The organism is Streptomyces sp. NPDC047017 (genome assembly GCF_040644175.1).
In the GTDB taxonomy this organism is placed as follows: domain Bacteria; phylum Actinomycetota; class Actinomycetes; order Streptomycetales; family Streptomycetaceae; genus Streptomyces.
The window spans coordinates 50,796-74,214 of sequence record NZ_JBEYVW010000022.1; the positions used below are offsets into that span (position 1 = coordinate 50,796).

Consider the following 23,419-nt stretch of genomic DNA (forward strand, 5'->3'; position numbering starts at 1 on the left):
CGAACTTACGTGTCTGGCTCAGCATTTCCAGTGCGGAGACCAGCGTACCCAGCGAAGCCACTCGGCGTGCCGTGACCTCGGGCGGAGCGCTGAGGAACATGGAGGGGTGCTCCCGGTGATGTGAGGCGAGTACGGTGGAGGGGAAAGCGGCGGCACGGTACGCGTATCGGGCGTACCGTGCCGCCGCGTTTTCCGTCAGTCGGTCCTGCGTCAGTCAGCCGGAGCTAACGGTGCCGGTCGGCACCACCGGCCGGCCGGTGCTTCAGCGCTGGATGTCCTTGGTGACCTCGTGCAGCGCGTAGGCGGTCGCGGAGGTCACCGCGACACCCTCCGGGGTGGCGAGGGTGGCCAGCGGGGTCAGCATGGTCGGGGTCGCGTCGTTGCCGATACGGCCCGGACGCACGTCGGTCAGCTCGGTGTTGGCGAAGTCGGCCACAACAGACACAATGTCCTCTTTTCTCTCGGAACTTCTCGGGCGAGTTCTCCAGCCGTTCGGCGGGAGGGCGCGGACTCACGCGGTACGCGGTGCCGAGTGAGCTCGCGGCTTCCAGTCGAGAGGGTCGGTCGACTCGCTACGCGGCCAGGGTGGGGGCGCCGGCGGGAGTGACGTCTCCCTCCAGCGGGAATTCGAGGGAGACGAAGACCGGTTCGATGTGCCGGTCCTCGGGGCTGGTCGGATACGAGTGCAGCAGCATGAACTGGCTGTGCGAGGCGCCCTCGGCATGGGGCAGGTGGCGCTGGATGTAGCGGGCCAGCAGCCGGTAGCCGGAGGCCGTCGTCACGGGGAGCACCGCCGAGCCGAAGGCGACCGCCTGGGCGAGGGTGTGCTGGGTCGCGTCGAACAGGGCCTTCGGGCTCCGGTTGCGCGCGTTCCACGCCAGTGCGTACCACGGCCGGTCGTGGACGACCGGGACCTCCGTCCACGCACCGGGCCGGCCGGCCGTGATGTCGCGGTAGAGCAGGTGGTTGTCCTTGACGCCCGGGTTCGGCCCGAAGAAGCGCCAGTTCGGGGTGGGCACGCGCAGCTTCCCGCGGTTCAGGAGACCGTCGAAGCGCTGCTCGGGGATCTGCGCCGCGGCCGTCGCGACCAGCCAGGCCGCCAGTGCCGTCGTGACGGCGGCGGTCTTCGCGCGCTCGGTGTCCAGCTTGATGATCACGCCAGTTCCTCCTCTCGTCGCTCCGTCTTCGCCGCCTTCTCCGCCTTCTCCGCACCGGCCCGCTTCTCCGCACCGGCCCGGCGTCCGGTGGTGGACGGCTGCCACGACGCCCCGAGCGGCTCGGCGGGCGGCTCCCCGGCGATCAGCTCCGTCACCTCCTCGGCGTGCCGGCGCACGGCGAGCAGGGACTCGTGATCGGAGCCTTCGACGAAGTGGTGCCGGGCCCGCCGGGAGATGACGGCCAGCCTGGCCTGGATCCCGGCGTGCAGGGTGTTGTCGCCGATGTTGTTCTCCGCGGTGACCACGGTCAGCGGGCAGTCCAGGGCGGCCAGCTCCGGATAGGTCATCGCGTCCCGGTACTCCCGGTGGGCGGTGGCCCAGGTGCGGGGCGTCGCCAGGAACGCCCGGTAGCTGCGGTTGACGTCCGGGCGGTACTGCTGGTGCGCGTTCATGGCGGGGCGGAAGACCGAAAGCCCCGTGGCGGCGAACACCCGCTCCATGACCATCCGCTGGTGGGACCAGCGGTCCACGTCGGTCCGCCGGGCGTGGCGCAGGCTGACCACCTCGGTGGCGTCGATCATCACCACCTGGGTCACGCCCCGCACCGCGTCCGGGTGCAGCGAGGCGTAGGCCGCCACGAAGTACCCGCCCAGGGAGTGGCCCGCCAGGACGACCGGGAGATCGGCGAGGTAGGTGTCGCGCAGCTCCTGGAGCAGCTCGAACCGCGACTCCAGGCCGTAGCCGGTGTCCGGCGTGCTGAGCCCGTAGCCGGGGCGGTTGAACCGCACGTACCCCATGTCCGCGGGAAGTGCCCCGCAGACCCAGTCCCAGTATTCCTGCGGTGCGCCCATGCCGTTGTCCAGCAGAACGGCGCGCCGGGCCCGCGCGGGAATATGGACGCACACCTCGACGAGGCTGCCGTCCGGCCTCTCGTGCAGCTGGTAGCGGCGCGCACGCTCGCGAGCACCGGCGAATCGCGTTACCGCACCGGTCAGAAGGCTTGCGCCGGCCAATCCAGTGATGCCGACGGCAAACTGGCGCTCCAAAGACGCCACATTCCCTCCCCCGTGATGTGAAGTGACTGTCTGCCCGGAAAGCTAACACGTAATGCCGGGCTCATTTTATGGGTTAATTGGCCATCCGCCCGGGATGGGTTCGCCCACGCGGCTGCGGCGGCCTGTCGATCACGCTCCGGCCGTATTTCCGCAGTTCCATGTAGAGTTCGCCGATCGTCGCTTTCAACATAGCGTTTTCTTTAGCCAGTTCAGCTATGCGGGAGACTTCCTCGGTGTCCCTGCCGCCATCGCCGGCCAGGCCGTTGCGGCCTCCCTCGATGAACTGCCGGCGCCAGTTCGACACCGATTGTTCGGAAACCCCTGCTTCCCGCGCGGCTTCCGCCGCCGTCAGTTCACCGCTCATCACTCTCATGACCAGGCCGAGTTTCTTGTCTGCCGGAAGTGCTGGCGGACGCCCCACGGACAACCCCCTCATGGCAACCGCGTGCTGTGTGGAGTGCGTTCACGGCTTGATGTAGCTGCACATGAACAGGGGTGACCCCGCGCTGTACGGGGTGCCGTCCCAGCGCGACATACGGGCCTCCGGCTCCAGCCCGGCCGCGCGCGCGTAACCGTCGACGTCGTCCGGCGTGGTCAGCCGGGTGAGTTCGCTGCCCACCCTGCTGGTCCCGTCGGCCTCGTAGAGGATGTGCGAGCACTGCCACAGGCCGCCGTCGAGCAGGGCGGAATGGGTCTGCACCCCGGTCCCCGGCCGCGGGTAGGGCACGAAGTACGTGGTGCGGGTCCGGCCCTCGTGAAGGGCCAGGATCGCCGGCTTGTTGTGCGTCTCGATCACCAGTCGGCCACCGGGAACCAGCAGGTCGGCGGCGCGCCGCACGGCCCGCTGCTGGTCCTCGGGGGTGATCAGGCACGACAGGGTGGCGCAGACGCAGTACACCAGCCCGTAGCGGGACGGGGAGGTGTAGCTGCGGATGTCCCCGTGCACCGGCGTGACGTCGTCGCCGTCCCGCAGCTTGCCGCGCAGCGCGTCCAGCATCTCCGGGGAGGAGTCCACGCCGGTCACCCGGCCGACGGTCCGGGAGAGCGGAAGCGCGATCCGCCCGGTGCCGACACCGAATTCAAGGGTTCCCGCTCCGGGATCGGGATGGCGGTCCGCCAGGGCCCGCACGGCCTCGGCGGTGATTCTGTCGTCCGGGATCAGTCGGTCGTACCAACCCTCGAACTGCCTGCCGTAACCTATGTCGTCGACTGCGGTTTCCACAGGTATTCCCCCTCGTGTTGTCCCCACTGACATACCGATGGGAGCGTCACTATGCCGAGGGGTCGGCACCCGGCGGGAAGCGAGTCGCCGGTGCACCGGTCGCGGAAAGCTCCGCGACCACCCGCGTGGTCGGTGAAGCAGCAGCGCGGTAACGCCTCAACGGAGTCCGTGGGGAGACTCGTTGCCCCCACCGTACCAAATGCGATATCAGCCGCCCCGTGAATATCGGGTGGGTGATCTCTCAAACACGCCTGGAATAAAAGGACCTGACGGTCGGTCAGTGACGCGTCGGCGCCTCGTAATCACCGGGACTCCGGCAAGGCGTGCGGTACGGGAAGGGGCGCCAAGTCGGGCATGTCCCGTATCCCGAAAGCATGCCGGAGTGCGGAGAGCGCGGCCAGATATCCCGACATTCCGTGCACGCTGGGACCCGGCGGGGTGGCCGCCGAGCAGAGAAAGACTCCGGGCAGCGGCGTGCGATAGGGATCGAGCCGCGGTACCGGCCGCGCGAGGCTCTGATAGAGCGTCATGGCGCCGGACCCGATGTCCCCGCCGACGTAATTGGGGTTGTACGACTCGTACCCGGCGGCGGTGACGGAACGGTGGGCGAGGACGGTGTCCCCGAACCCGGGGGCGTGGCGCTCGATCCTCGCCCGGACCAGCTCATGGGGGTCGGTGGGGTCGCCGTTGGGCACATGCGCGTACGCCCACACGGGGCGCTTCCCGGGCAGCGCCCGCCCGGGGTCGGTCACCGCCGGGTCCACCAGCAGGACGAACGGTTCCCCGGTACGCACACCGCGGGTGTTCGCCGTCTCCTGCCGGACCATCTCGGCGTGTGTGCCGCCCAGGTGCACCGTCCCGGCGCGGCCCACCGCCGGGTCGCTCCAGGGGATCGGCTCGGAGACCAGGAAGTCCACCTTGGCGGCCCCCGGGCCGTAGCGGAACCGCTCCAGGCGGCGCGCGTAGGCGCGGGGCAGCCGGCCGCCGGCGAGGGCCAGGAACCCCTTGACTCCGGTGTCGAGCAGCACCACGCGGGTGCCGCGCAGTTCGGCCAGGTCCCGCACGTGGTGCCCGGTGTGGAAGACACCGCCGTGCGCCGTGATGTCCTCGGCCAGGGCCTGCGCGATACGGCCGCTGCCGCCGCGCGGCAGCGGCCATCCCGTCCCGTGCGCCAGGTGGCCCAGCAGCATGGCCACCGCGGCGGAGGCCACGCTCGGCAGCTTGCCGACCGCGTGCGCGGCGACGCCGGTGAGCAGGGCGGGCGCCTCCTCGCCCCGAAATCGCGCCGCGCCGAGCCCGCTGCCGTGCACCGCCACCCGGCTCGCCAGCAGCAGGGCGGCCACGGGGTCCGGCGGCAGCGCGCGCCGCCCGGAGAGGACGAGGTCGACCACGGCTTCGCTGTGCTGGAGCAGCGGGCCCATCAGCCGGCGCCAGGCGGGTCCGTCGGCGCCCAGGTGCTCGCAGGTCGCCGCCAGTGAGCGGTGGGCCAGGGCGGCCCGACCGCCGTCCAGCGGATGGGCGTAGCTGATCTCGGGCTGCAGGAGTTCGACCCCGCGGGCCGCCAGGTCGAACGCGCGGAAGAACGGCGAGGCGGCGGCCATGGGGTGGACGGCGGAGCAGATGTCGTGCACCACGCCGGAGTCGAAGAGCGGGGCGGTGCGCAGCCCTCCGCCGATCGTCCCGGCCCCCTCGTGCAGTTCCACGCGCAGGCCGGCCCGGGCCAGGACCACGCCCGCCGCCAGGCCGTTGGGCCCGGTCCCCACGATGGCGACATCCGAGGTACTCACCACTGCTCCTCACTCTCGTCCGGCCGAAGCCGCGGCGGCCGCTCCCCGTGCCCGGCACGGGCCGGTGGGCCGGCCGCGAAGGAGGGCTCGGGTGCTCGGGGTCCGGCCCGTTCCGGCTCGGGCGCCCGCGTGTCCGGACCGGTCACCCGTCTGTCCGGACTCGTCGCCCGCGCGGCGCTGCCGGATGCGGATGCGGGTACGGGAGCCGGTGCGGGCCCGGGGGCCGGTGCGGGCCCGGGGGCCGGTGCGAGTCCGGGGGCCGGTGCGGGCCCGGGGGCCGGTGCGAGTCCGGGGGCCGGTGCGAGTCCGGCGTGCAGTTGCGAGCCGGCCAGGCGCCGGTAGAGGTCGTCGCTGCGCATCAGGTCGTGATGCGTGCCGGTGGCCCGGACCCGGCCCGCCTCCAGCACCACGATCTCGTCGGCGTCGATCACCGTGGAGATCCGGTGGGCGATCGCGATGACCGCGCACCGCCGGGACACCCCGCGCAGCACGTCACGGAAGTCCCGCTCCGTCTCGGAGTCCAGATGGGAGGTGGCCTCGTCCAGCAGCATCACCGCGGGCCGCTGCAACAGCGTGCGGGCGATGCACAGGCGCTGGCGCTGGCCGCCGGACAACCCGGAGCCCTGGTCGCCGAGTTCGGTGTCGAGGCCGTGCGGCAGGCGGTCGATCACCGAGGTGAGGCCGGCCATCTCCACCGCCTCCCGGACGGCGTCGTCATCCGCGTGCGGGGCGGCGTAGGTCAGGTTCTCGCGGAGGGTGCCGCGCAGGGCCGCGCTGTCCTGCTGGACGTAGCCCACCAGCCCGCGGACCGTGTCCAGGGGCAGGGTGGCGATGTCCTGCCCGCCGAGCAGCACGCGGCCGGCGTCCACCGGGTAGAAGCGCTCGATCAGCTGGAACAGGGTGGTCTTGCCCGCCCCGGAGGGCCCCACCACCGCCGTCAGCCCGTGGGCCGGCACGCTGAAGGAGACACCGTCGAGCACCTGCGTGCGCTCCGCCCGCTCCCCCCTCCGGTAGGCGAAGCGCACGTCCTGGAACTCGACCGCCGTCCGGTACGGGGCCGGTGCGCCGAGGGACGCCGGGTGCGCCGCGCCGGCCGTGCCCCCGTCCTCCTGGGGCAGCCGGGCCAGCTCGTCCACCCGCTGCACGGCGGCGCGGCCCTGGACGAACTGGCCCACGCCCATGAAGAACAGCACCAGCGGCGAGACCAGTTGGAAGAGGTACATGATGAACGTGGTCAGACTCGCCGTGTCCATCTCGCCGCGGGCCACCCGGGCCATGCCGACGCCCACGACGACGGCCAGGGCGCCCTGCGTGCCGACGTTCATGGACGGCATCAGCAGCGCGTTGTAGGCGTTGACCCGGATGCCGGAACGCCGTGTCCGCGCGGCCAGTCCCCCGATGCGGGCGGCCTCGCGGGACTCGGCGCGGGACGCCTTCACCGTGGGCAGCACGGACAGCACGCGCTGCACGCCGCTCGCGAACGCGCCGGTGTCCTCCCGGTTCCGCAGGGCCTCTCCGCGCAGCTTCCGGGCGAGCACGATGGACAGCACGCTGGCGGCGCCCAGGCAGCCGAGGGTGACGGCCATCAGCCACAGGTCGATGAGGAACATCAGCACCACACCGCCGACGACCGTGGCACCGCTGACGATCAGCTGGGCGAGGCTCTGCGAGAGGGCGATCCGCACCAGGGAGGTGTCGGTGACGGCGCGGGTGAAGACGTCCCCCTGCGACTCCTTCTCGAACGCGGTGAGATCGGCCCGCAGGATCCGTCCGACCAGGACCTCGCGGACGTCGAGGACGATGTTCTCCCCGGCCCGCCCGATGGCATAGGCCTGGAGCGCGGAGAAGAGGGCGCTCGCGCAGAAGAGACCGGCGAGCTGTGCGGCCGGGCGGGTCATCGGGGTGCCCCGGGCCGCCGCCTCGATCAGCTGCCCGACGGCCCACGGCTGGGCGAGCGAGGCGCCCACTCCCAGCAGGCCGAGCAGGACGCCGGTGAGCAGCAGCCCGGTGTGCTTCCTCGCGACCCTCGCGACCGACCCCGCCCCGTGCGCGGCCCCGGCTCCCGGGCTCGCCTCTTCCCCGTGCATCGCCATGAGCGCTCCCCCGCGCGGACTCCGCCGTCAGAACGCTCAAGCTAACACCCGGTATCGGATAAAGTTATGGGTTAATTGACCGGCGGGCGAGCGGTCCCCGAATTACGGGTACGACACGCCGATCGGCGTCAATTAACGCGCTGCTTTTGCTTGCCTTTACCGGCGCTATTCCCGGGGGCGGCAGGCGGCCCCCGGGAATCGGCCGTCCCTCACGCCTGACGGCGGTCCGCGTTCGCCGCGATCGCCGCCGCGAGGTGCTCGGCGAGGCCCGGCCGCAGGGAGTCGTAGAACGCCTTGAAGCGCTCGTCGGAGACGTACATCTCCCCCAGGCACCGGTGCATCTCGTACGGGCACTCGAAGAACCAGGTGCCGATGTGGCGCCGGTGCTCCTCGGCCAGGTCCATGGCCGCCGGACCGGCCGGCGGCTCCCCGGCGGCCACCAGAGCCGCGTACCGCTCGCCCCAGGCGTCGGCCTCGGCCTGGATGCGCTTCCAGTCCTCCTTGGTGTAGCGGGCCGCGCGGCGCTGCGACTCGGCGTACGCCGCCGTGCCGCCCCAGCGCTGCTCCGCCTCGTCCGCGTACTGCCCGGGGTCCTTGTCCCCGAACACCTCGAACCGCTCCTCGGGCGTGAGGTTGATCCCCATCTTCCGTGCCTCCATGGCGTGCTCCACGGCCGCGGCCATCTTCTGCAGCCTCTCGATCCGGGCGGTCAGCAGGTCGTGCTGCCGGCGCAGGTGCGCGCGGGGGTCCGCCTCCGGGTCGTCCAGCAGGGCCGCGACCTCGTCGAGCGGGAAGCCGAGTTCCCGGTAGAACAGGATCTGCTGCAGCCGGTCGAGGTCCGCCTCGCTGTAGCGCCGGTGGCCCGCGTGGCTGCGCCCGCCCGGGACGAGCAGGCCGATGTCGTCGTAGTGGTGCAGCGTGCGCACCGTCACCCCGGCGAATCCGGCGACCTGTCCCACGGAATAGTCCACTTCCGCTCCCTTCTCGGTACGCGCTCCACGATCCGTCCTCACGCCGCGTGAGGTGCAAGTGCGGGGACACGTCCGCGGCCGCCCCGGAGGTTGTGCGCCTTTCGCGCACTTCGTCCGCATATCGTGAGCCGGTGACCCAGGGCACCGAACGGCAGGCCTCCGCCGCCCCCGCCGCGCCGTCGGCGCCGGCCCGCGCCCTGCTGCCGCTGATCCTGCCCGCGCTCGTCGTGGGGATCGCCTCCAGTCTGCTGTACCTGCTGGTGAGCGGGCTGGCCGAGCGGCTGCAGAGCGTGCTGTGGGAGAACCTGCCCGACGCGCTGGGCATCGGCCGCTACTCCGCCGGGTGGATCCTGGTCATGCTGACCGCGACCGGTGTCCTGGTGGGTCTGGTGGTGTGGAAGGTACCGGGGCACGCGGGCCCCGACCCGGCCACGCTCGGCCTGTCCGCCGCCCCGCTGCCGCCGGCGGTGCTGCCGGGCCTGCTCCTCGCGGCCATGCTGATGCTGGCCGGCGGCCCGAGCCTGGGCCCGGAGAACCCGATCATCATGGTGAACGCGGCCCTGGCGTTCTGGCTGGGCCGCCGGCTGCGGCCCCGGCTGCCGGACGCGCTGTGGCCGCTGCTGGCGGAGGCGGCGACCATCGGCGCCCTGTTCGGCACGGCGGTGGCCGCCGCGCTGGTCGTCTCCGAGGCGCTGGCCGGACGGCCGACGAAGGGCCTGCTCTGGGACAGCCTCTTCGCGCCGCTGGCCGCCGGGACCGCCGGCGCGATGACCACCACACTGGTCGCCCGCCCCACCTTCGACCTGGGCCTGCCGCCCTTCGGCCGGCCGCACTGGTCCGATCTGCTCGCCGCCCTGGTGATCGCCGTCGCGGGCGCGCTGCTCGGCCTCACCGCCGTGTACGCCTTCCCGTACGTCCACCGCGCCTTCGCCCGGCTCCGCCATCCGGTGGCCGCGCTCACGGCGGGCGGCCTGGTGCTGGGGCTGCTGGGCGTACTGGGCGGCCGGCTGACCCTGTTCAAAGGGCTCTCGGAGGTCGCCGAGCTGGCCCGGGACCCCGGGGGCTGGACGGCCGGGCAGTTCGCCGTGCTGGCCGTGGTGAAGCTGGCCGCGCTGCTCGTCGCCGCGTCCTGCGGCTTCCGCGGCGGCCGGATCTTCCCGTCCGTCTTCATCGGCGCCGCGCTCGGCCTCGCCGGCCACGCCCTGGTGCCCGCGGTGCCGCCCGCGCTCGGCGTGGCGGCGGGCGTGCTCGGCATGCTGCTGGCCGTGACCCGGCAGGGCTGGATGAGCCTGTTCACGGCCGCCGTCCTGGTCTCCTCACCGACCCTGCTGACCCTCCTGTGCGCCGCCTCACTCCCGGCCTGGCTGCTGGTGACCGGCCGGCCGCAGATGCGGCTGCGGGGGGACGGGGCGGCGGTGCGGTGACGGCCGGGACAGCCGAGGCCCGGCGATGCGCAGACGCCCGGGAGCGGCAGGGCCCGCAGGCGCGCCGATCCCCGGATCGGCAGGGGCCGACAAGGCCCGGCGGTGCGTCGGCCCCCGGGCCGGCGGGCTCAGCGGTCGTCGTCCGGGTGCCGCTCGCCCGTCGCGTACGGGTTCTCCCCGCCCTCGGGCAGGACGGCGACGAACGGCTCGCCCTCGCCCGCGAAGGTGTACGCGCCCGCCTCGACACGCTCGATCAGACCCCGGGTCCACGCGGCCTCGCCGTCGGCCGTGTGCAGCCACATGTTCATGATCTCGCCGATGTGGCCGAGCTTCTCGGGGCCGTCCTCGGGGACGTAGTGCTCCGTGACGGAGTCCCGCCACCGCGCCAGGCCGTCCAGGCGTTCGCGCAGCAGCCGGACCGCCTCCGCGCGTTCCAGGTCGACCATGAAGCCGATCGCCGCGGAGAGCACGTCGATGCCGTCGATGCCGCGGTCCCGGGAGGCCAGGGCCTCGCGCAGCAGCCGGAAGTACTCGTCCGTGCCCGCGCCGGTGATCTCGTACTCGGTGCGGGGCGGGCCGCCCGCCGTCGAGGGGGCCACCTCATGGGCGTACAGCAGTCCCTGCTTCGCCAGCTGCTTGAGGGCGTGGTAGATCGAGCCGGGCTTGGCGTTGGACCATTCGTGCGCGCCCCAGTACTCCAGGTCGCCGCGTACCTGATAGCCGTGGGCCCGCCCGTGCTGGCGGACGGCGCCCAGGACCAGGAGTCGGATCGCTGACATGGGGTCCAGGTTATGGCGCCGGGGCTCAGCCCCGCTGCGCGAGGGCCACCAGCTCGAAGGCCGTCTTCCCGTCCAGCGACTCGCGGACGATGTCGGCGTGCCCGGCGTGCCGTGCGGTCTCCCGGATCAGGTGCAGGCACAGCCACCGCACGGACACCCGCTCGTCCGGCGGGAACCAGGGGTCGTCCGGCAGCGGGAAGGTGTCGTCCAGGCCGGGCACCGAGCGGACGTACGCCTCGGTCTCCGCGGCGACCTTCTCCCAGTACTCCAGCTGCCCGGCGACGGTCTCGTCCCCGGCCAGCCGGAAGCACTCGTCCCAGTTGGACTGGTCGCGGTGCACGGCCGGCGGCTTCTGCCTGGCCCGGGCGATCCAGCCCTGCTCGACCTCGGCGACATGCTTGAGCAGCCCGCCCAGGGACAGCTCGCTCGCGCTCGGCCGGGTACGGGCCTGCTCCTCGGTCAGCCCGAGCAGCGCCCGCCGGATGCCGCCGCGCTGCTCCTCCAGGAACGCCAGCAGCGCGCCCCGCTCGTCGCCCTGTGCCTCCGCGGGTACGTGAGTGACCATGACCGGCCGCCTTTCCGTCGGGTCGTCTCCTCGCCAGGTCTTCCTCCTGACACCGACGACGCTACGGACCCTTGCGGTCAGTTTCTGTCCGCAAGGGCCGGGCGGCAGGCGCTCCCGCCTCCTTCTCGGCAGGCCCTGGAACGGGCTTCTCGGCAGGCCCTAGAACGGGAAGCCGCTGCGGCCGCGCTGCACCGAGATCCACTTCACCGTGGTGAAGGCGTCCACCGTCGTCTCGCCGTTCAGCCGGCCGACGCCCGAGTGCTTCTCGCCGCCGAAGGGGACCAGCGGCTCGTCGTGGACGGTGCCGTCGTTCACGTGGAACATGCCGGTGTCGATCCGCCGGGCGAAGGCGACACCACGCTCGATGTCCGCCGTGTGCACGGCGCCGCTGAGGCCGTACGGGGTGTCGTTGACGATCCGGACCGCCTCCTCCTCGCCGTCGAACGGGATGAGGAAGGCGACCGGGCCGAAGACCTCCTGCCGGAGCAGCGCGGAGCCGGCGGGCACGTCCGTCAGCACGGACGGCGCGACCAGATTGTCGGTGACGGTGCCGTGCAGCAGGGCCGTGGCTCCCTCGGCGATCGCCTGCTCGACGGTGCCGGACAGGGCGTTCGCCTGGGTGGAGTTGATCACCGGGCCGATGACGGTCCCCGGATCGCCCGGGTCGCCGACCTTCAGCGACTTCACCTTGGCGACGAACTTCTCGGTGAACTCCCCGGCGATCGAACGGTCCACCAGGACGCGGTTGGCGGCCATGCAGACCTGGCCCTGGTGGACGTAGCGGCTGAAGACGGCCGCGTCGACCGCGTAGTCGAGGTCGGCGTCGTCCAGGACCACGATCGCGCTGTTGCCGCCCATTTCCAGGACCGCGCGCTTGAAGCGCGCGGCGCAGACGGTGGCCACGTGCCGGCCGACCGTGTCGGAACCGGTGAAGGAGATGACCTTGGGCACCGGGTGCTCCAGGAAGGCGTCCCCGATCTCGGCGATGTCCGTGACGACGACGTTGAGCAGGCCGCCGGGCAGCCCCGCGTCCTCGAAGAGCTTCGCGACCAGGGTGCCGCCCGCGACCGGGGTGTCCTGGTGCGGCTTGAGCACCACGGCGTTGCCGAGCGCGAGCGCCGGGGCGACCGACTTGACCGACAGCAGGAAGGGGAAGTTGAACGGGCTGATCACGCCCACGACACCGACCGGGACGCGGTAGACCCGGTTCTCCTTGCCGTCGGCCGGGGAGGGCAGGATCTTCCCCTCCGGGGCGAGGGCCAGGTGCGCCGCCTCGCGCAGGAACTCCTTGACGAGGTGGAGCTCGAAGGCCGCTTTGAGGTGCGTACCGCCCAGCTCCGCGATGATCACCTCGGTGATCTCCCGCTCGCGCTCCTCGACCAGCCGCAGCGCCTTCTCCAGGACCGCGCGCCGCGCGTAGGGGTTGGTGGCGGCCCACTGCTGCTGCGCCCGGGCGGCGGCGCGGTACGCCTGATCCACCTCGTCGACGGTGGCTATGGTGATCGAGGCCAGCTTCTCGCCGTCGTACGGGTTGAAGTCGATGATGTCCCAGGAGCCGGTGCCCGGCCGCCACTCGCCGTCGATGTACTGCTGGGACAGATCGGTGAAGTAGGACGACATGTGATCCCTCGTATCCCCGCTCGCGCGCTGCCTGATGCGACGTCATCGTACGCGCGCAGCAGAGCAGTTGAGGGCACGCCGCCGGCGGCCCGCGGCCAGGGCCGGCCGGGCCGTGAAGAGCCAGGGTTCAGGGAAGCGCCAGGTCCTAGGAGAGCTGGAGCAGACCCCGCAGCACGTCGCGGCTCTCGTCCGGGCCGGGGCTGTCGTGCTGGAGTTCTCCGAGGGCCTTCTCGTACTGTGTGACGTCCTCGCGTTTGTCCAGGTAGAGGGCGCTGGTGAGCTGCTCCAGATAGACCACGTCCGACAGGTCGGACTCGGGGAAGCTGAGCAGCGTGAAGGCGCCGGACTCGCCGGCGTGCCCGCCGAAGCTGAACGGCATCACCTGGAGGCGCACATTGGGCCGCTCGGAGACCTCGATCAGGTGCTGCAACTGGCCGCGCATCACCTGGCGGTCGCCGTAGGGGCGGCGCAGGGCGGCCTCGTCCAGCACGATGTGCAGTTCCGGGGCGCTCTCGGAGACGAGGTGCTTCTGCCGCTCCAGGCGCAGCGCCACCCGCCGCTCCACGTCGGCCTCGCTCGCGTCCCGCATGCCGCGCCGGACCACCGCGCGGGCGTACTCCTCGGTCTGCAGCAGTCCGTGCACGAACTGCACCTCGTAGACGCGGATCAGCGACGCCGCGCCCTCCAGGCCCACGTAGGTGGGGAACCAGTTGGGCAGGACGTCGGAGTAACTGTGCCACCAGCCCGCGACGTTGGCCTCCTTGGCGAGCGAGAGCAGCGAGGTGCGCTCCGCCTCGTCCGTGATGCCGTAGAGGGTCAGCAGGTCTTCCACGTCACGGGTCTTGAAGCTCACCCGGCCCAGCTCCATCCGGCTGATCTTCGATTCCGAGGCGCGGATCGAATAGCCCGCCGCCTCCCGCGTGATCCCCCGCGCTTCCCGCAGCCGCCTGAGTTGCGAGCCGAGCAGCATGCGCCGCACCACCGATCCGGGCTCTCCCGCGCTCACGTTCGCCAGCCTCCCCAACCGTTTCCAGCAGCCGCAGTCTGCCACTAAAACACTCCGAGCAGTACTCGCGCGATTACGGAAACGGAAAGACTGCGAAGAAAGCGCGTACTCGACGGCAAGAAGGAGGCAAGCCGCGGGGGCGAAGATGGCGGAAAAAATGCCCAGTAAGCCGTACGGGAAGGCCCAATTCGGTCACGTGCACGTGCATCTGCCCTTGCATCTGCTGTGCGCATCCGAAACCATGGTCCCGCGCCACCGCTGCATCGCAACGCCACTGCATCGCAACGACCGCGATCTCCCGGGAGTGCCTCGCATGGGGACGAATGGATCGACCATGCTCCAGCCGTTACGGCAGGGCCTTCCGCCGCTGGACCTCTCGGCGGTCTCCGACGCCGCCTCCTGTGCCCTGCCCGCCCGTTACGAGGCCGTGCGCGAGGCCAGGAGATTCACCCGCGGAACGCTCGACCAGTGGGGACTGGGCGACCGTTTCGACGACGTCTGCCTGGTGGTGTCCGAACTGGTCACCAACGCCCTGCGGCACGCGCTGCCCACCGCGGAACAGGGGATGCGCGGGGCACAGGGGACATCGAGGACGCACGGGACACCGGGGGCGCAGGGGGCGCGGGGGACGCAGGGGGCGCCGGGGGCGTGTGCGCCGGTGCGGCTGCACCTGATGCACTGGACCGAACGGCTGGTGTGCGCCGTGCGCGACCCCAGCCAGGACAGTCCCGTGGCCCGCGAGACGGACGACTTCTCCGCCGAGTCCGGCCGCGGCCTGTTCCTCGTCGACTCCTTCAGCGACAGCTGGGGCTGGCATCCGCTGGCCGGCACGCTGGGCGGCAAGGTCGTCTGGGCGCTGTTCCGGCTCCGCCCGGCCGGCTGACCGCGCGCGGCGCGCACCGACGCGGGGTTTCTCCGCGCGTCATGCGGTTTCTCCGCGTGCCCTGCGGTGTCTACGCGCGTCGCGCCGCCGCGGTCGCCGGTCCGCCCGGTGCGCGCTCAGCCCGCGATCAGGTGGTCGAACTCGCCGTCCTTGATGCCCAGCAGCATGGCCTCTATCTCCGCGCGCGTGTAGACGAGCGCGGGGCCGTCGGGGAAGCGCGAGTTGCGCACGGCCACGTCGCCGCCCGGCAGGCGCGCGAACTCCACGCAGGAGCCCTGCGAGTTGCTGTGCCGGCTCTTCTGCCACGCCACCCCGCCCAGCCGGGTGGCCGCCATGCCGTTGTGCACGTCGCACTCCCCGTACACGCCCTCGACGTCGTGGTTCACAGGTCGCTCCCCGTTGGTGCACTGGCTGGTGTGGCCATTGATGCATCGGTCAACTGACCCGGATCATAACCCTGTTCATTTGCAACTGCATGAGCAGATGCACGTGCACGCGCGGTGGTGCCGTGATTACAGGTTTGACGAGCGCTTTACCGGAATGGTGCGGCGCATTCCCCCGGCACGCGCAGGCCGTGGCCGCCTTTCCAACCGCCCGCGGTGGGGCGGTTGTTCCCGTTCGTGCGCGGTCGGCTCAGCCCGGGAGCGGCCGCCGGGGAGTGGTCGGCGGGGGCGGCGGGCGGGGTGCCCGGTAGCCTGTTGCGGTCCTACCGGCCGCCGGGCGGCCGGCCCGCTCCAGGTTGAGGGGATCTCAGTGACCAGGACGACCACGGCCGTGCGGTTCGCGACAGCCGGCCTGTTCGGTGTGCTCGGTGTGTTCGGTGCGCTCGCGCTGACGGCGTGCGACAGCGGTTCCGGCGCGGGGACGGGTACGGGCGCCTCCGCGAGCACCGGGGACAGCGCCTCGGCCGACCCGAGCGCGTCCGCGTCCACCACCGGCGGGGCCGGCGCGGCGGCCGGCAGCTGGCTCGCCACCAGCGGCGGCAAGGCGGTGGTCCTGATGCTCAACGGCGAGCAGGCGGCGCTCTTCTCGACCGACCGCACCACCTGCACCGGCTCCACGCGGACGCGGGACGGCAAGCAGGTGATCCGACTCGGCGACTGCAAGGCCCGTACCGCCGGCACGGTCACCTCCGTCAACAAGACCACGCTCCAGGTGACCTGGGAGGGTGGACTCGGCAAGGAGACGTACACGCGCGCCGCCGGCGGGGCGCTACCGTCGGGGCTGCCCACGGCGAGTCCCTCCTCCTGACCGCTCACTCAGGCCGGGGCGGGGCGGGCTACCGCACCGCACACTCGTACGTGATGATCCTTGAGCATCGTCACGAACCAAGGAACCTGCACATGCGCGCCTTTCCGATCACCGTCACCGCTCTCGCCGCGGCCCTCCTCCTCACCGCCTGCGGCGGCAGTGGAGGCGGTGACAGCAGCGACAAGGACACCGGTCGCACCGACACCGGCAGCAAGAACACCGACAGCACCGCCTGCCGGATCGGCGAGGTCGGGCTCCAGGTCGGCCCCGCCAACGCCGCGCCCTCCGCCGGAGACACCGGCGACGTCCCGGTCACCCTCACCAACCGGGGTGCCCGGTGCACCCTGGACGGCTTCCCGGGCCTGACCCTGTCCGCCGGGAGCGCCACGGCGGCCGTACCGCAGGACAAGACGGCCCAGCCGCAGAAGCTGACCCTCGCCAAGGGCGACACCGCGACCTTCACCCTCACCTATGTGCGGGGCAAGGAGGGCGACGGCAAGACCCTGGCGGCGACCTCGCTGAAGATCGCCCTGCCCGGGGCGGACGACGGCCAGGACTTCAAGTGGTCCTACGGCCCGGTGCAGGGCAAGAAGGACGCGGGCGACCCGGACGCGTCGGTGACGGCGTTCCAGCAGGCCGGGGACTGACGGCCGGAGACCGGTGCCCGGATCTGACGGCCGCACCGGCGGCCGATGGCCGGAACTGGCGGCCGGGACTGCCGACTGGTGGCCGGGACTGGCGGCCGGGGCAGGGCTTCGGGGCAGAAGCTTCGGGGCAGGAGCGTCGGGGCGGGAGCTTCGGGGCCGCTGGCGTCGGGGCAGGCTCGTCCGGCGGAAGGGCGTCGAGCGCGTCGGGCGTCGGGGCAGGCGCGTCAGGGCAGGGGCCGGTGGGACGCCACCTGGGCCCGGTCCGCCGCCCGCGCGCCCTCCGTCCAGCCGGCCTCGTCGCTCACCCCGCGCAGCCGGGTGGTCGTGGTCTGCGGGAACATGCGGTCGAGCCGGTCGGTGACCGCCACGTCCCGGCTCGCCAGCACCGGCAGGAGGTCCTCGGTCACCTGTGTCCCGGCGGCCTCGGCCAGGCGTGTGCCGATGCGGTGGGCGTAGGCGGCCAGGAAGGACTGCCGGAAGGTCTTGGTCCGTCTGCGCCCACCGGCCCGCTGCCCCGCCTCGGCCCTGGTCATCGCCGTCGTGGCCTGCACGAGGAGTGAGGTGTACAGCAGCTCGACCGACTCCAGGTCGGCGGCGAAGCCGACGACGGTGGAGAAGCCGAGGGGTTCGTTCCACACGGCCCGGCAGTGGTTCGCGGTGGCGACGGCGTCCAGGAGGACGGCTTTGGCCTGCTCGTACGGCGGTTCGACGCCGATCCGGCAGGCGCCGGGCGTGTCGGGGGACGGCGCGCGGGCGGCGAGCAGCGCCTCGTCGACGCTGTGCCGGGCCATCAGCTCCTGCGCCTTCGCGCTGAGCGCCTCCGCCTCCTCCGGGAACCCGGTCGCCTCCGCCTTGGCGAGCAGCGCGCGGATCCGGCCGAGCATCCGCGACTCGCCGCCCTGCGGACCGGCGGGGCCGGCGGGACCGGCGGGGCCACTGGGGCCGCCCGGGCCGCCGGGCTCGTCCAGGACTTCCAGGACGGGCAGCCGCAGCAGCAGGCGGTACAGCTCCAGCACGGCGGTGGCGTGCGAGAAACGGTCCGTGCGGCGGGGCGGCTCGGTGGTCAGCTCGTCGAGCTGGGCCCGCCAGCGGTGCCCGCGCGGCCGGTCGCGGGGTGCCTGCGCGCGGATGAGCGCCGCCGCGAGCCGCAGGTGGTCGTCGCCCAGTTCCCGGGCCACCGTCCGCGCGACGTCGGCCGGCTGCCAGCCCCGCTGCCAGGCGCCCGCGACGAACTCCTCGCCGCGCCGGGCGAGTTCGGCGTCCGCCCCGGGATCGGCAGCGAGCAGGGAGGCGCCCGCGTCGAGGGCGTCGTCGGCGGCGGCGTAGAGGGCGGTGCGGAAGGCATGGTCGACGGTCACGGATCGATCGTGCCATGCGGGGCGGGAACGCCGTCCACAGCCTGTGGACAACTGCGGGTGCGCCGGACCGCGGCCACCACCGCCCGAGAGGTGCCAACCAAGGGTTGACACACAGGGACTGTCAACCTATGGTTGACACATGACGAACCCCAGCATCCGGTCGACGGTCCGTCTCGACGACCTCATCTCGGCCATCAAGAAGGTCCACCAGGAACCCCTCGAACAGCTCCAGGACGCCGTAATCGCCGCCGATCACCTCGGCGAGGTGGCGGACCACCTCATCGGTCACTTCGTCGACCAGGCACGACGCTCCGGCGCCTCCTGGACCGACATCGGCGCGAGCATGGGCGTCACCCGGCAGGCCGCGCAGAAGCGGTTCGTGCCCAAGGAGTCCACCGCCCTCGACCCCAGTCAGGGCGGCTTCGACCGCTACACCCCGCGCGCGCAGCACGTCGTCATGGAGGCCCACGACGCGGCCCGGGCCGCAGGGAGCCGCGAGGGGCTGCCCGCGCACCTCGTCCTCGGGCTGCTCACCGAACCGGGCGGCCTGGCGGGCAAGGCGATCGAGCACCAGGGGGTGTCCCTGGAGACGGTCCGCGAGGCCGCCACCGCGGCGCTCCCGCCGGCCTCCCCCGACGTCCCCGAACTCGTCCCCTACGGCCCCGCCGCCAAGAAGGCCCTCGAACTCACCTTCCGCGAGGCGCTGCGCCTGGGCCACAACTACATCGGCACCGAGCACATCCTGCTGGCCCTGCTGGAACTGGAGAACGGCGACGGCGTCCTGAGCGGCGCCGGCCTCGACAAGGCCCGCACGGAGGAGTACGTCGTCACGACCCTGGCGGAGTTCCTGAAGGACCCCAGGCAGGAGGGGGAGGGGCCGGAGGCCGCGGAGGACGGGTCCTAGGCCGCGGAGGACGGGCCTAGGCCGCGGAGGACGGGCCTAGGCCGCGGAGGACGGTCCTAGGCCGCGGATACGCCCCCGGGCCCCGGAGGAGGGGACTGCGCGCCCCGGCCGGCTCCGAAGGCAGGGGCTGCCCGACCCGGCCGGCCCCTGATCACGGCACCCGCCGGGCCTCGACCCTGGTCGCGGCGGGTCGGGGTGGGCCGCGGGGGGTCACGGTGGGACACGGGGGATTGTCAGACCCTCCTGCGACACTCGCAAGTGTGACCGACCGGTGGGCTCTCGCTCCGGCCGAGGACGATGGCGTGGACGTCGCCCCCCTCGGTCCGGACGGGCTGCCCGCCGGGCCGGTCCGCCGCGCGCCGGACCTCGCCGGGGCCGTGCGCGGCAGGCCGGACGTCACCCGGTGGGTGTGGCGGTCCACCACCGAGGTGCACCCGCGGCTGCTCGCCGCGGGCGTACGCGTGGAGCGGTGCTACGACATCGAGGCCGCCGAGACCCTCCTCCTCGGCCACGAGGGCCACCACGGCGAGCCCCGTTCGGCCGCCGCCGCCCTGGCCAGGCTGCGCGGCACCCCCGTACCACCGGACCCGCCGCAGCGGGCCGCCGAGCCCGGCGCGCAGCCCTCGCTCTTCGAACCGCAGGGCGCCCGCGCCCGCCTGCCCCTGGACGACCTGCTCGCCGTCTACGCCGAGCAGCAGCGGCGGCACGCGACCACCGCCCACCCCGACCGCATGCGCCTGCTGACCGCCGCCGAGTCGGCGGGGACACTGGTGGCGGCCGAGCTGAACCGCACGGGCCTGCCCTGGAGCGCGGAGGTGCACCGCGAGGTGCTGCACGAACTGCTCGGCGAGCGGTACGCGGGCGGCGGCGAGCCCCGGCGGCTGGCCGAGCTGGCCGACGAGGTGTCGGCGGCCTTCGGGCGGCGGGTGCGGCCGGACCTGCCCGCCGACGTCGTCAAAGCGTTCGCGCAGGCCGGCTTCAAGGTGGGCTCCACCCGCCGGTGGGAGCTGCAGTCCGTCGACCACCCGGCCGTACCGCCGCTGCTGGAGTACAAGAAGCTGTACCGGATCTGGGTCGCCCACGGCTGGTCCTGGCTGCAGGACTGGGTGCGCGAGGGACGGTTCCGGCCGGAGTTCCTCGCGGGCGGGACGGTGACCGGACGGTGGGTGACCAACGGCGGGGGCGCGCTGCAGATCCCCAAGGTGATCCGGCGGGCCGTGATCGCCGACCCCGGCTGGCGGCTGGTCGTCGCCGACGCCGACCAGATGGAGCCGCGGGTGCTGGCGGCCGTCTCCCGTGACCCGGGCCTGATGGAGGTGGCCGGCCGGGAGACCGACCTCTACCAGTCGGTGTCCGACCGCGCCTTCTCCGGCGACCGCGCCCAGGCCAAGATCGCCGTGCTCGGCGCGGTCTACGGGCAGACCTCCGGCGACGGCCTGAAGAACCTCGCCGCCCTCAGACGCCGCTTCCCGCGCGCGGTGGCCTACGTCGACGAGGCGGCCCGGGCCGGCGAGGAGGGCAGGCTCGTACGGACCTGGCTGGGGCGGACGTGTCCTCCGGCGGCCGGCCGGGCGGAGGACGCCGGGGAGGAGGCGGGCATCCCGCAGGACGACCCGGACGGGCGGACGGCCGCGGGGCACCCGGCAGGGCACGCGGGGGACCAGGGCTGGACACCGGGATACGCCTCCGGCAACGCCCGCGCCCGGGGCCGCTTCGCCCGCAACTTCGTCGTCCAGGGCAGCGCCGCCGACTGGGCCCTGCTGCTCCTCGCCGCCCTGCGCCGCACCTGCCGGGACATGGCGGCCGAGCTGGTCTTCTTCCAGCACGACGAGGTGATCGTGCACTGCCCCGAGCACGAGGCCGACGCGGTCGTCGCGGCGATCCGCCAGGCATCGGACCTGGCGGGCCGCCTGACGTTCGGCGACACACCGGTGCGGTTTCCGTTCACCACGGCCGTGGTGGAGTGCTATGCGGACGCGAAGTGAGGTGAGGGGCGCGCCACTTACCGTCTACGGCATGCGGCTTACCGCCTACGGCTTGCGGCTTGCGGCTTGCGGCTTGCGGCTTGCGGCCTACGGCTTGCGGCTTGCGGCTTGCGGCTTGCGGGCATCAGGTCGCACCCGCTGCTCAGATCACCGGCGGCCGGCCCAGCCGGGTGAGCCGCCACACGGTCCGCCAGCGCATGGGCCTGCGCTCCCCCGCGGGCCGGCGCACGCCCTCCGCGAACCCGCCGCACCAAGCCCGCAGCCCGGTGGCCGACCGGGTCCGCAGCAGGGTGAGCAGCGTCCACACGCCCAGGTGGACCGGGATGAGCGCGAGCGGCAGCCGGCGGCGCGCCAGCCAGACCCGGTTGCGGGCGGTGACCCGGTAGTAGATGGCGTGCCGGGCGGGCGAGGTCCTGGGGTGCTGGAGCAGCAGTTCGGGTGCGTAGCGGATCTTCCAGCCGGCGTCGGCGGCCCGCCAGGCCAGGTCGGTCTCCTCGTGCGCGAAGAAGAACTCCGCGGGCCAGTCACCGGTCTGTTCGAGCATCGGCATGCTCAGGGCATGGCCGCCGCCGAGGAATCCGGTGACGTAACCGCCCCGCATCGGGTCGGAGCCGCCGATCCGGGGCACGTGCCGCTGCTGGGTCCAGCCCTGCTCGTCGGCGATGCGGAAGCCGACGATCCCGAGGCGCGGATCGGCGGCGTACAGGTCCCGTACGCCGCGCAGGACGTCGGTGTCGACGAGGAGGCCGTCGTCGTCGAGTTCCACCACCACGTCCACGTCCCCGAACTCCCGCAGCCGGGCGAGGGCGACGTTGCGGCCGCCGGGGCAGCCGAGGTTGTCGTCGACGTCGAGGGCGGTGACCTCGCCGGGCAGGGCGAGCCGGCGGGCGAACTCGGGCAGCCGGCAGCCGTTGCCGACGATCACGATACGGGTGGGGGCGAGGTCCTGCCGGGCCACGGACTCCAGCAAGGCGTCGACCTCGGCGGGCCGGTTGCCCATGGTCACCACGGCGACGGCGATCCTCGGTTCCACCGCCTCCACGGTTTCCACCTCCTCCACCTTCTCCACTCCCTCCACTCCCTCCACCTCTTTCACCGCGTCCACGATGCTCCCTCCCGGCCGTCCCGCCACTTCGCGCCCCGCCGTCCTCTTTCCGCTGTTTTACCAGGAGTTGCTACCACTCGTCGCGGGTTCCCACCGGGGTGCACCCTGCGGTAGTCCTGGAGATCCACATCCGACTGCCAGGCGAACCCGCCGGGGGAGAAACCGACATGCGACTGCGCTGTGCCCTGCTCGACGACTTCCAGAACGCCGCGACCACCGTCGCCGACTGGACGCCGCTGGCCGACAGGGTGGAGGTGACCTCCCACACCGAACACCACCCGACGGAGGACGCCCTCGTCGCGGCCCTCGCCGACGCCGACATCGTGGTCACCCTGCGCGAACGGGTGCCCTTCCCCGCATCGGTCCTGAACCGGCTCCCGCGCCTGAAGCTGCTGATCGCCTCCGGCCTGCGCAACTCGGTGATCGACTACGCGGCGGCCCGGGCGAACGGGGTGACCGTGTGCGGCACCGAGAGTTCGTCGACCCCGCCGGTGGAACTCACCTGGGCCCTGCTGCTGGGCCTGGCCCGCGGCCTCGTCCAGGAGAACGAGTCCTTGCGCACGGGCGGCCCCTGGCAGTCCACGATCGGCGCCGACCTGCACGGCCGCCGCCTCGGCCTGCTCGGCCTGGGCAAGATCGGCAGCCGGGTGGCCCAGGTGGGCCTGGCCTTCGGCATGGAGGTCACCGCGTGGAGCCAGAACCTCACCGCGGCCCGCGCGGCCGAGGCCGGCGTGACCCTGGCCGCCACCAAGGAAGCCCTCCTGGCGACCGCCGACTTCGTCTCCGTCCACCTGGCCCTGAGCGACCGCACCCGCGGCCTGCTCGGCCCGGCCGAACTGGCCCTGCTCAAGCCGACGGCGTACCTCGTCAACACCTCCCGCGCGGCGATCGTCGACCAGGACGCCCTGCTCACCGCCCTGCGCGAGGGCCGCATCGCCGGCGCGGGCATCGACGTCTTCGACACCGAGCCCCTCCCCGCCGACCACCCCGCCCGCACCACACCCCGCCTGCTCGCCACCCCTCACCTGGGGTACGTGTCCCGCGCCAACTACGAGCGCTACTACGGGCAGGCGGTGGAGGCCATCGAGGCGTACCTGGCGGGCAGCCCGGTGCGGACACTCGGCTGAGCGGACCGCCCCGCCTCGATAGCATCGGTCGGCGGGACAGCAAGGCGGAACGTCGAAGCGGGACGCCGAAGCGGGACGCCAAAGGCAGGGGGCGGCGGGATGGGCGGCGCGGCACGACTGCGCGTACCGGTGGGCGAGGACGCCGAACGATGGATCACCCGCGCGGGCTGCCGCCGGGTACTGCTCATCGTCCACAACGTGACCTCGGCGACCCGCCTGCTGGACACGCTCCCCCTGTTCCACGGCGACCTGCGCGTCCAGCTGTTCGCCACCTGCACGGGCTCCTCCCCCTTCCTGGCCGGCGTACCCGAACTGCTGGCCCAGGCAGGACTGCCGGTCCTCCCCTGGGAGCAGGCCAAGGAGACGGACTTCGACTTGGCGGTCTCGGCGAGTTACGGCGGAGAACTCGGGGAGATCAAGGGCAAGTTGGCCGTATTGTCACACGGCGTCGGATATAATAAGAAGCTCGCGACGCCGGAC

The 23,419-nt window shown here is 72.7% G+C and carries 22 protein-coding genes and 1 pseudogene; 8 read left to right on the top strand and 15 right to left on the bottom strand.

Annotated elements, in window-relative coordinates; translation table 11 throughout:
- Positions 1-262 precede the first annotated feature (262 nt).
- The 8 genes from ABZ858_RS30600 to ABZ858_RS30635 all read right to left on the bottom strand — a co-directional run bounded on the left by ABZ858_RS30600 (position 263) and on the right by ABZ858_RS30635 (position 8,285).
- Positions 263-445: a linaridin family RiPP gene (locus ABZ858_RS30600; RefSeq protein ID WP_361385799.1), complete on the bottom strand. Its 183-nt coding sequence runs from the start codon at positions 443-445 to the stop codon at positions 263-265.
- Positions 446-572: 127 nt separating this feature from the next.
- A complete protein-coding gene (locus ABZ858_RS30605) occupies positions 573-1,157 on the bottom strand; it encodes a hypothetical protein (RefSeq protein WP_361385802.1) in 585 nt (194 codons plus the stop codon).
- Positions 1,154-2,062 carry an alpha/beta hydrolase gene (locus tag ABZ858_RS30610; RefSeq protein ID WP_361385805.1) on the bottom strand — a complete coding sequence of 303 codons (909 nt, stop codon included), beginning with the start codon at positions 2,060-2,062 and terminating at the stop codon, positions 1,154-1,156. The genes ABZ858_RS30605 and ABZ858_RS30610 overlap by 4 nt, the downstream gene beginning before the upstream one ends.
- Before the next feature lie 223 nt (positions 2,063-2,285).
- Positions 2,286-2,648: a helix-turn-helix domain-containing protein gene (locus tag ABZ858_RS30615; protein WP_361385808.1), complete on the bottom strand. Its 363-nt coding sequence runs from the start codon at positions 2,646-2,648 to the stop codon at positions 2,286-2,288.
- 27 nt (positions 2,649-2,675) lie between these two features.
- Entirely contained in the window at positions 2,676-3,434 is a 759-nt protein-coding gene (locus ABZ858_RS30620; protein WP_361385810.1) for a class I SAM-dependent methyltransferase, read from the bottom strand.
- A 302-nt stretch (positions 3,435-3,736) separates the two neighbouring features.
- Complete coding sequence (locus ABZ858_RS30625) at positions 3,737-5,221, bottom strand: NAD(P)/FAD-dependent oxidoreductase (RefSeq protein ID WP_361385813.1); 1,485 nt, start codon at positions 5,219-5,221, stop codon at positions 3,737-3,739.
- Positions 5,218-7,308, bottom strand: coding sequence for an ABC transporter ATP-binding protein (locus tag ABZ858_RS30630; RefSeq protein WP_361386017.1), 2,091 nt, complete (start codon positions 7,306-7,308; stop codon positions 5,218-5,220). The genes ABZ858_RS30625 and ABZ858_RS30630 overlap by 4 nt, the downstream gene beginning before the upstream one ends.
- Positions 7,309-7,523: 215 nt before the next feature.
- Positions 7,524-8,285: a MerR family transcriptional regulator gene (locus tag ABZ858_RS30635; RefSeq protein ID WP_361385816.1), complete on the bottom strand. Its 762-nt coding sequence runs from the start codon at positions 8,283-8,285 to the stop codon at positions 7,524-7,526.
- Positions 8,286-8,416: 131 nt separating this feature from the next.
- On the opposite strand from ABZ858_RS30635, the gene ABZ858_RS30640 reads away from it, so the two are divergent.
- On the top strand, positions 8,417-9,709 hold the full coding sequence (locus ABZ858_RS30640) for an ion channel protein (protein ID WP_361385819.1): 1,293 nt from the start codon (positions 8,417-8,419) through the stop codon (positions 9,707-9,709).
- Positions 9,710-9,837: 128 nt separating this feature from the next.
- On the opposite strand, the gene ABZ858_RS30645 is transcribed toward ABZ858_RS30640, so the two are convergent.
- From ABZ858_RS30645 to ABZ858_RS30660, 4 genes are all read right to left on the bottom strand, one after another.
- Entirely contained in the window at positions 9,838-10,488 is a 651-nt protein-coding gene (locus ABZ858_RS30645; protein WP_361385822.1) for a PadR family transcriptional regulator, read from the bottom strand.
- A gap of 25 nt (positions 10,489-10,513) precedes the next feature.
- Positions 10,514-11,053, bottom strand: coding sequence for a DinB family protein (locus ABZ858_RS30650; RefSeq protein WP_361385825.1), 540 nt, complete (start codon positions 11,051-11,053; stop codon positions 10,514-10,516).
- Positions 11,054-11,212: 159 nt separating this feature from the next.
- Entirely contained in the window at positions 11,213-12,673 is a 1,461-nt protein-coding gene (locus ABZ858_RS30655) for an aldehyde dehydrogenase family protein (RefSeq protein WP_361385828.1), read from the bottom strand.
- Between the two features lie 145 nt (positions 12,674-12,818).
- Complete coding sequence (locus ABZ858_RS30660) at positions 12,819-13,643, bottom strand: helix-turn-helix transcriptional regulator (protein WP_361386020.1); 825 nt, start codon at positions 13,641-13,643, stop codon at positions 12,819-12,821.
- A 370-nt stretch (positions 13,644-14,013) separates the two neighbouring features.
- Between ABZ858_RS30660 and ABZ858_RS30665 the strand changes: the two genes are divergently transcribed.
- The gene (locus ABZ858_RS30665; protein ID WP_361385831.1) at positions 14,014-14,562 is read left to right on the top strand and encodes an ATP-binding protein; all 549 of its coding nucleotides are present in this window, start codon (positions 14,014-14,016) and stop codon (positions 14,560-14,562) included.
- Between the two features lie 116 nt (positions 14,563-14,678).
- Here ABZ858_RS30665 and ABZ858_RS30670 read toward each other — a convergent pair whose 3' ends face one another.
- Positions 14,679-14,897: a DUF397 domain-containing protein gene (locus tag ABZ858_RS30670; protein WP_361386023.1), complete on the bottom strand. Its 219-nt coding sequence runs from the start codon at positions 14,895-14,897 to the stop codon at positions 14,679-14,681.
- Positions 14,898-15,315: 418 nt separating this feature from the next.
- Here ABZ858_RS30670 and ABZ858_RS30675 point away from each other — a divergent pair, with 418 nt between their 5' ends.
- The gene (locus ABZ858_RS30675) at positions 15,316-15,813 is read left to right on the top strand and encodes a hypothetical protein (RefSeq protein ID WP_361385834.1); all 498 of its coding nucleotides are present in this window, start codon (positions 15,316-15,318) and stop codon (positions 15,811-15,813) included.
- A gap of 92 nt (positions 15,814-15,905) precedes the next feature.
- A complete protein-coding gene (locus tag ABZ858_RS30680) occupies positions 15,906-16,460 on the top strand; it encodes a DUF4232 domain-containing protein (RefSeq protein ID WP_361385838.1) in 555 nt (184 codons plus the stop codon).
- A gap of 224 nt (positions 16,461-16,684) precedes the next feature.
- Here the strand turns inward: ABZ858_RS30680 and ABZ858_RS30685 are convergent, their stop codons facing one another.
- Positions 16,685-17,818 (bottom strand): DUF2786 domain-containing protein, encoded by a 1,134-nt coding sequence (locus ABZ858_RS30685; protein ID WP_361385841.1) that lies wholly within the window; start codon positions 17,816-17,818, stop codon positions 16,685-16,687.
- Positions 17,819-17,957: 139 nt separating this feature from the next.
- On the opposite strand from ABZ858_RS30685, the gene ABZ858_RS30690 reads away from it, so the two are divergent.
- Together ABZ858_RS30690 and ABZ858_RS30695 are read left to right on the top strand one after the other, a co-directional pair.
- On the top strand, positions 17,958-18,722 hold the full coding sequence (locus ABZ858_RS30690; RefSeq protein WP_361385844.1) for a Clp protease N-terminal domain-containing protein: 765 nt from the start codon (positions 17,958-17,960) through the stop codon (positions 18,720-18,722).
- Positions 18,723-18,982: 260 nt separating this feature from the next.
- Positions 18,983-20,707 carry a bifunctional 3'-5' exonuclease/DNA polymerase gene (locus tag ABZ858_RS30695; protein ID WP_361385847.1) on the top strand — a complete coding sequence of 575 codons (1,725 nt, stop codon included), beginning with the start codon at positions 18,983-18,985 and terminating at the stop codon, positions 20,705-20,707.
- A gap of 142 nt (positions 20,708-20,849) precedes the next feature.
- Here ABZ858_RS30695 and ABZ858_RS30700 read toward each other — a convergent pair whose 3' ends face one another.
- On the bottom strand, positions 20,850-21,740 hold the full coding sequence (locus tag ABZ858_RS30700; protein WP_361386026.1) for a glycosyltransferase: 891 nt from the start codon (positions 21,738-21,740) through the stop codon (positions 20,850-20,852).
- Between the two features lie 239 nt (positions 21,741-21,979).
- Between ABZ858_RS30700 and ABZ858_RS30705 the strand changes: the two genes are divergently transcribed.
- Positions 21,980-22,939 carry a D-2-hydroxyacid dehydrogenase family protein gene (locus tag ABZ858_RS30705; protein ID WP_361385850.1) on the top strand — a complete coding sequence of 320 codons (960 nt, stop codon included), beginning with the start codon at positions 21,980-21,982 and terminating at the stop codon, positions 22,937-22,939.
- Between the two features lie 99 nt (positions 22,940-23,038).
- Positions 23,039-23,419, top strand: a pseudogene (locus ABZ858_RS30710) (hypothetical protein); the annotation flags it as partial.

Excerpts from the sequence above, each read along its gene's own strand:
- ABZ858_RS30615 (WP_361385808.1), bottom strand. The coding sequence starts at position 2,648 with ATGAGGGGGTTGTCCGTGGGGCGTCCGCCAGCACTTCCGGCAGACAAG.
- ABZ858_RS30630 (WP_361386017.1), bottom strand. The coding sequence starts at position 7,308 with ATGCACGGGGAAGAGGCGAGCCCGGGAGCCGGGGCCGCGCACGGGGCG.
- ABZ858_RS30645 (WP_361385822.1), bottom strand. The coding sequence starts at position 10,488 with ATGTCAGCGATCCGACTCCTGGTCCTGGGCGCCGTCCGCCAGCACGGG.
- ABZ858_RS30650 (WP_361385825.1), bottom strand. The coding sequence starts at position 11,053 with ATGGTCACTCACGTACCCGCGGAGGCACAGGGCGACGAGCGGGGCGCG.
- ABZ858_RS30655 (WP_361385828.1), bottom strand. The coding sequence starts at position 12,673 with ATGTCGTCCTACTTCACCGATCTGTCCCAGCAGTACATCGACGGCGAG.
- ABZ858_RS30660 (WP_361386020.1), bottom strand. The coding sequence starts at position 13,643 with ATGCTGCTCGGCTCGCAACTCAGGCGGCTGCGGGAAGCGCGGGGGATC.
- ABZ858_RS30665 (WP_361385831.1), top strand. The coding sequence starts at position 14,014 with ATGCTCCAGCCGTTACGGCAGGGCCTTCCGCCGCTGGACCTCTCGGCG.
- ABZ858_RS30670 (WP_361386023.1), bottom strand. The coding sequence starts at position 14,897 with ATGGCGGCCACCCGGCTGGGCGGGGTGGCGTGGCAGAAGAGCCGGCAC.
- ABZ858_RS30680 (WP_361385838.1), top strand. The coding sequence starts at position 15,906 with ATGCGCGCCTTTCCGATCACCGTCACCGCTCTCGCCGCGGCCCTCCTC.
- ABZ858_RS30690 (WP_361385844.1), top strand. The coding sequence starts at position 17,958 with ATGACGAACCCCAGCATCCGGTCGACGGTCCGTCTCGACGACCTCATC.
- ABZ858_RS30705 (WP_361385850.1), top strand. The coding sequence starts at position 21,980 with ATGCGACTGCGCTGTGCCCTGCTCGACGACTTCCAGAACGCCGCGACC.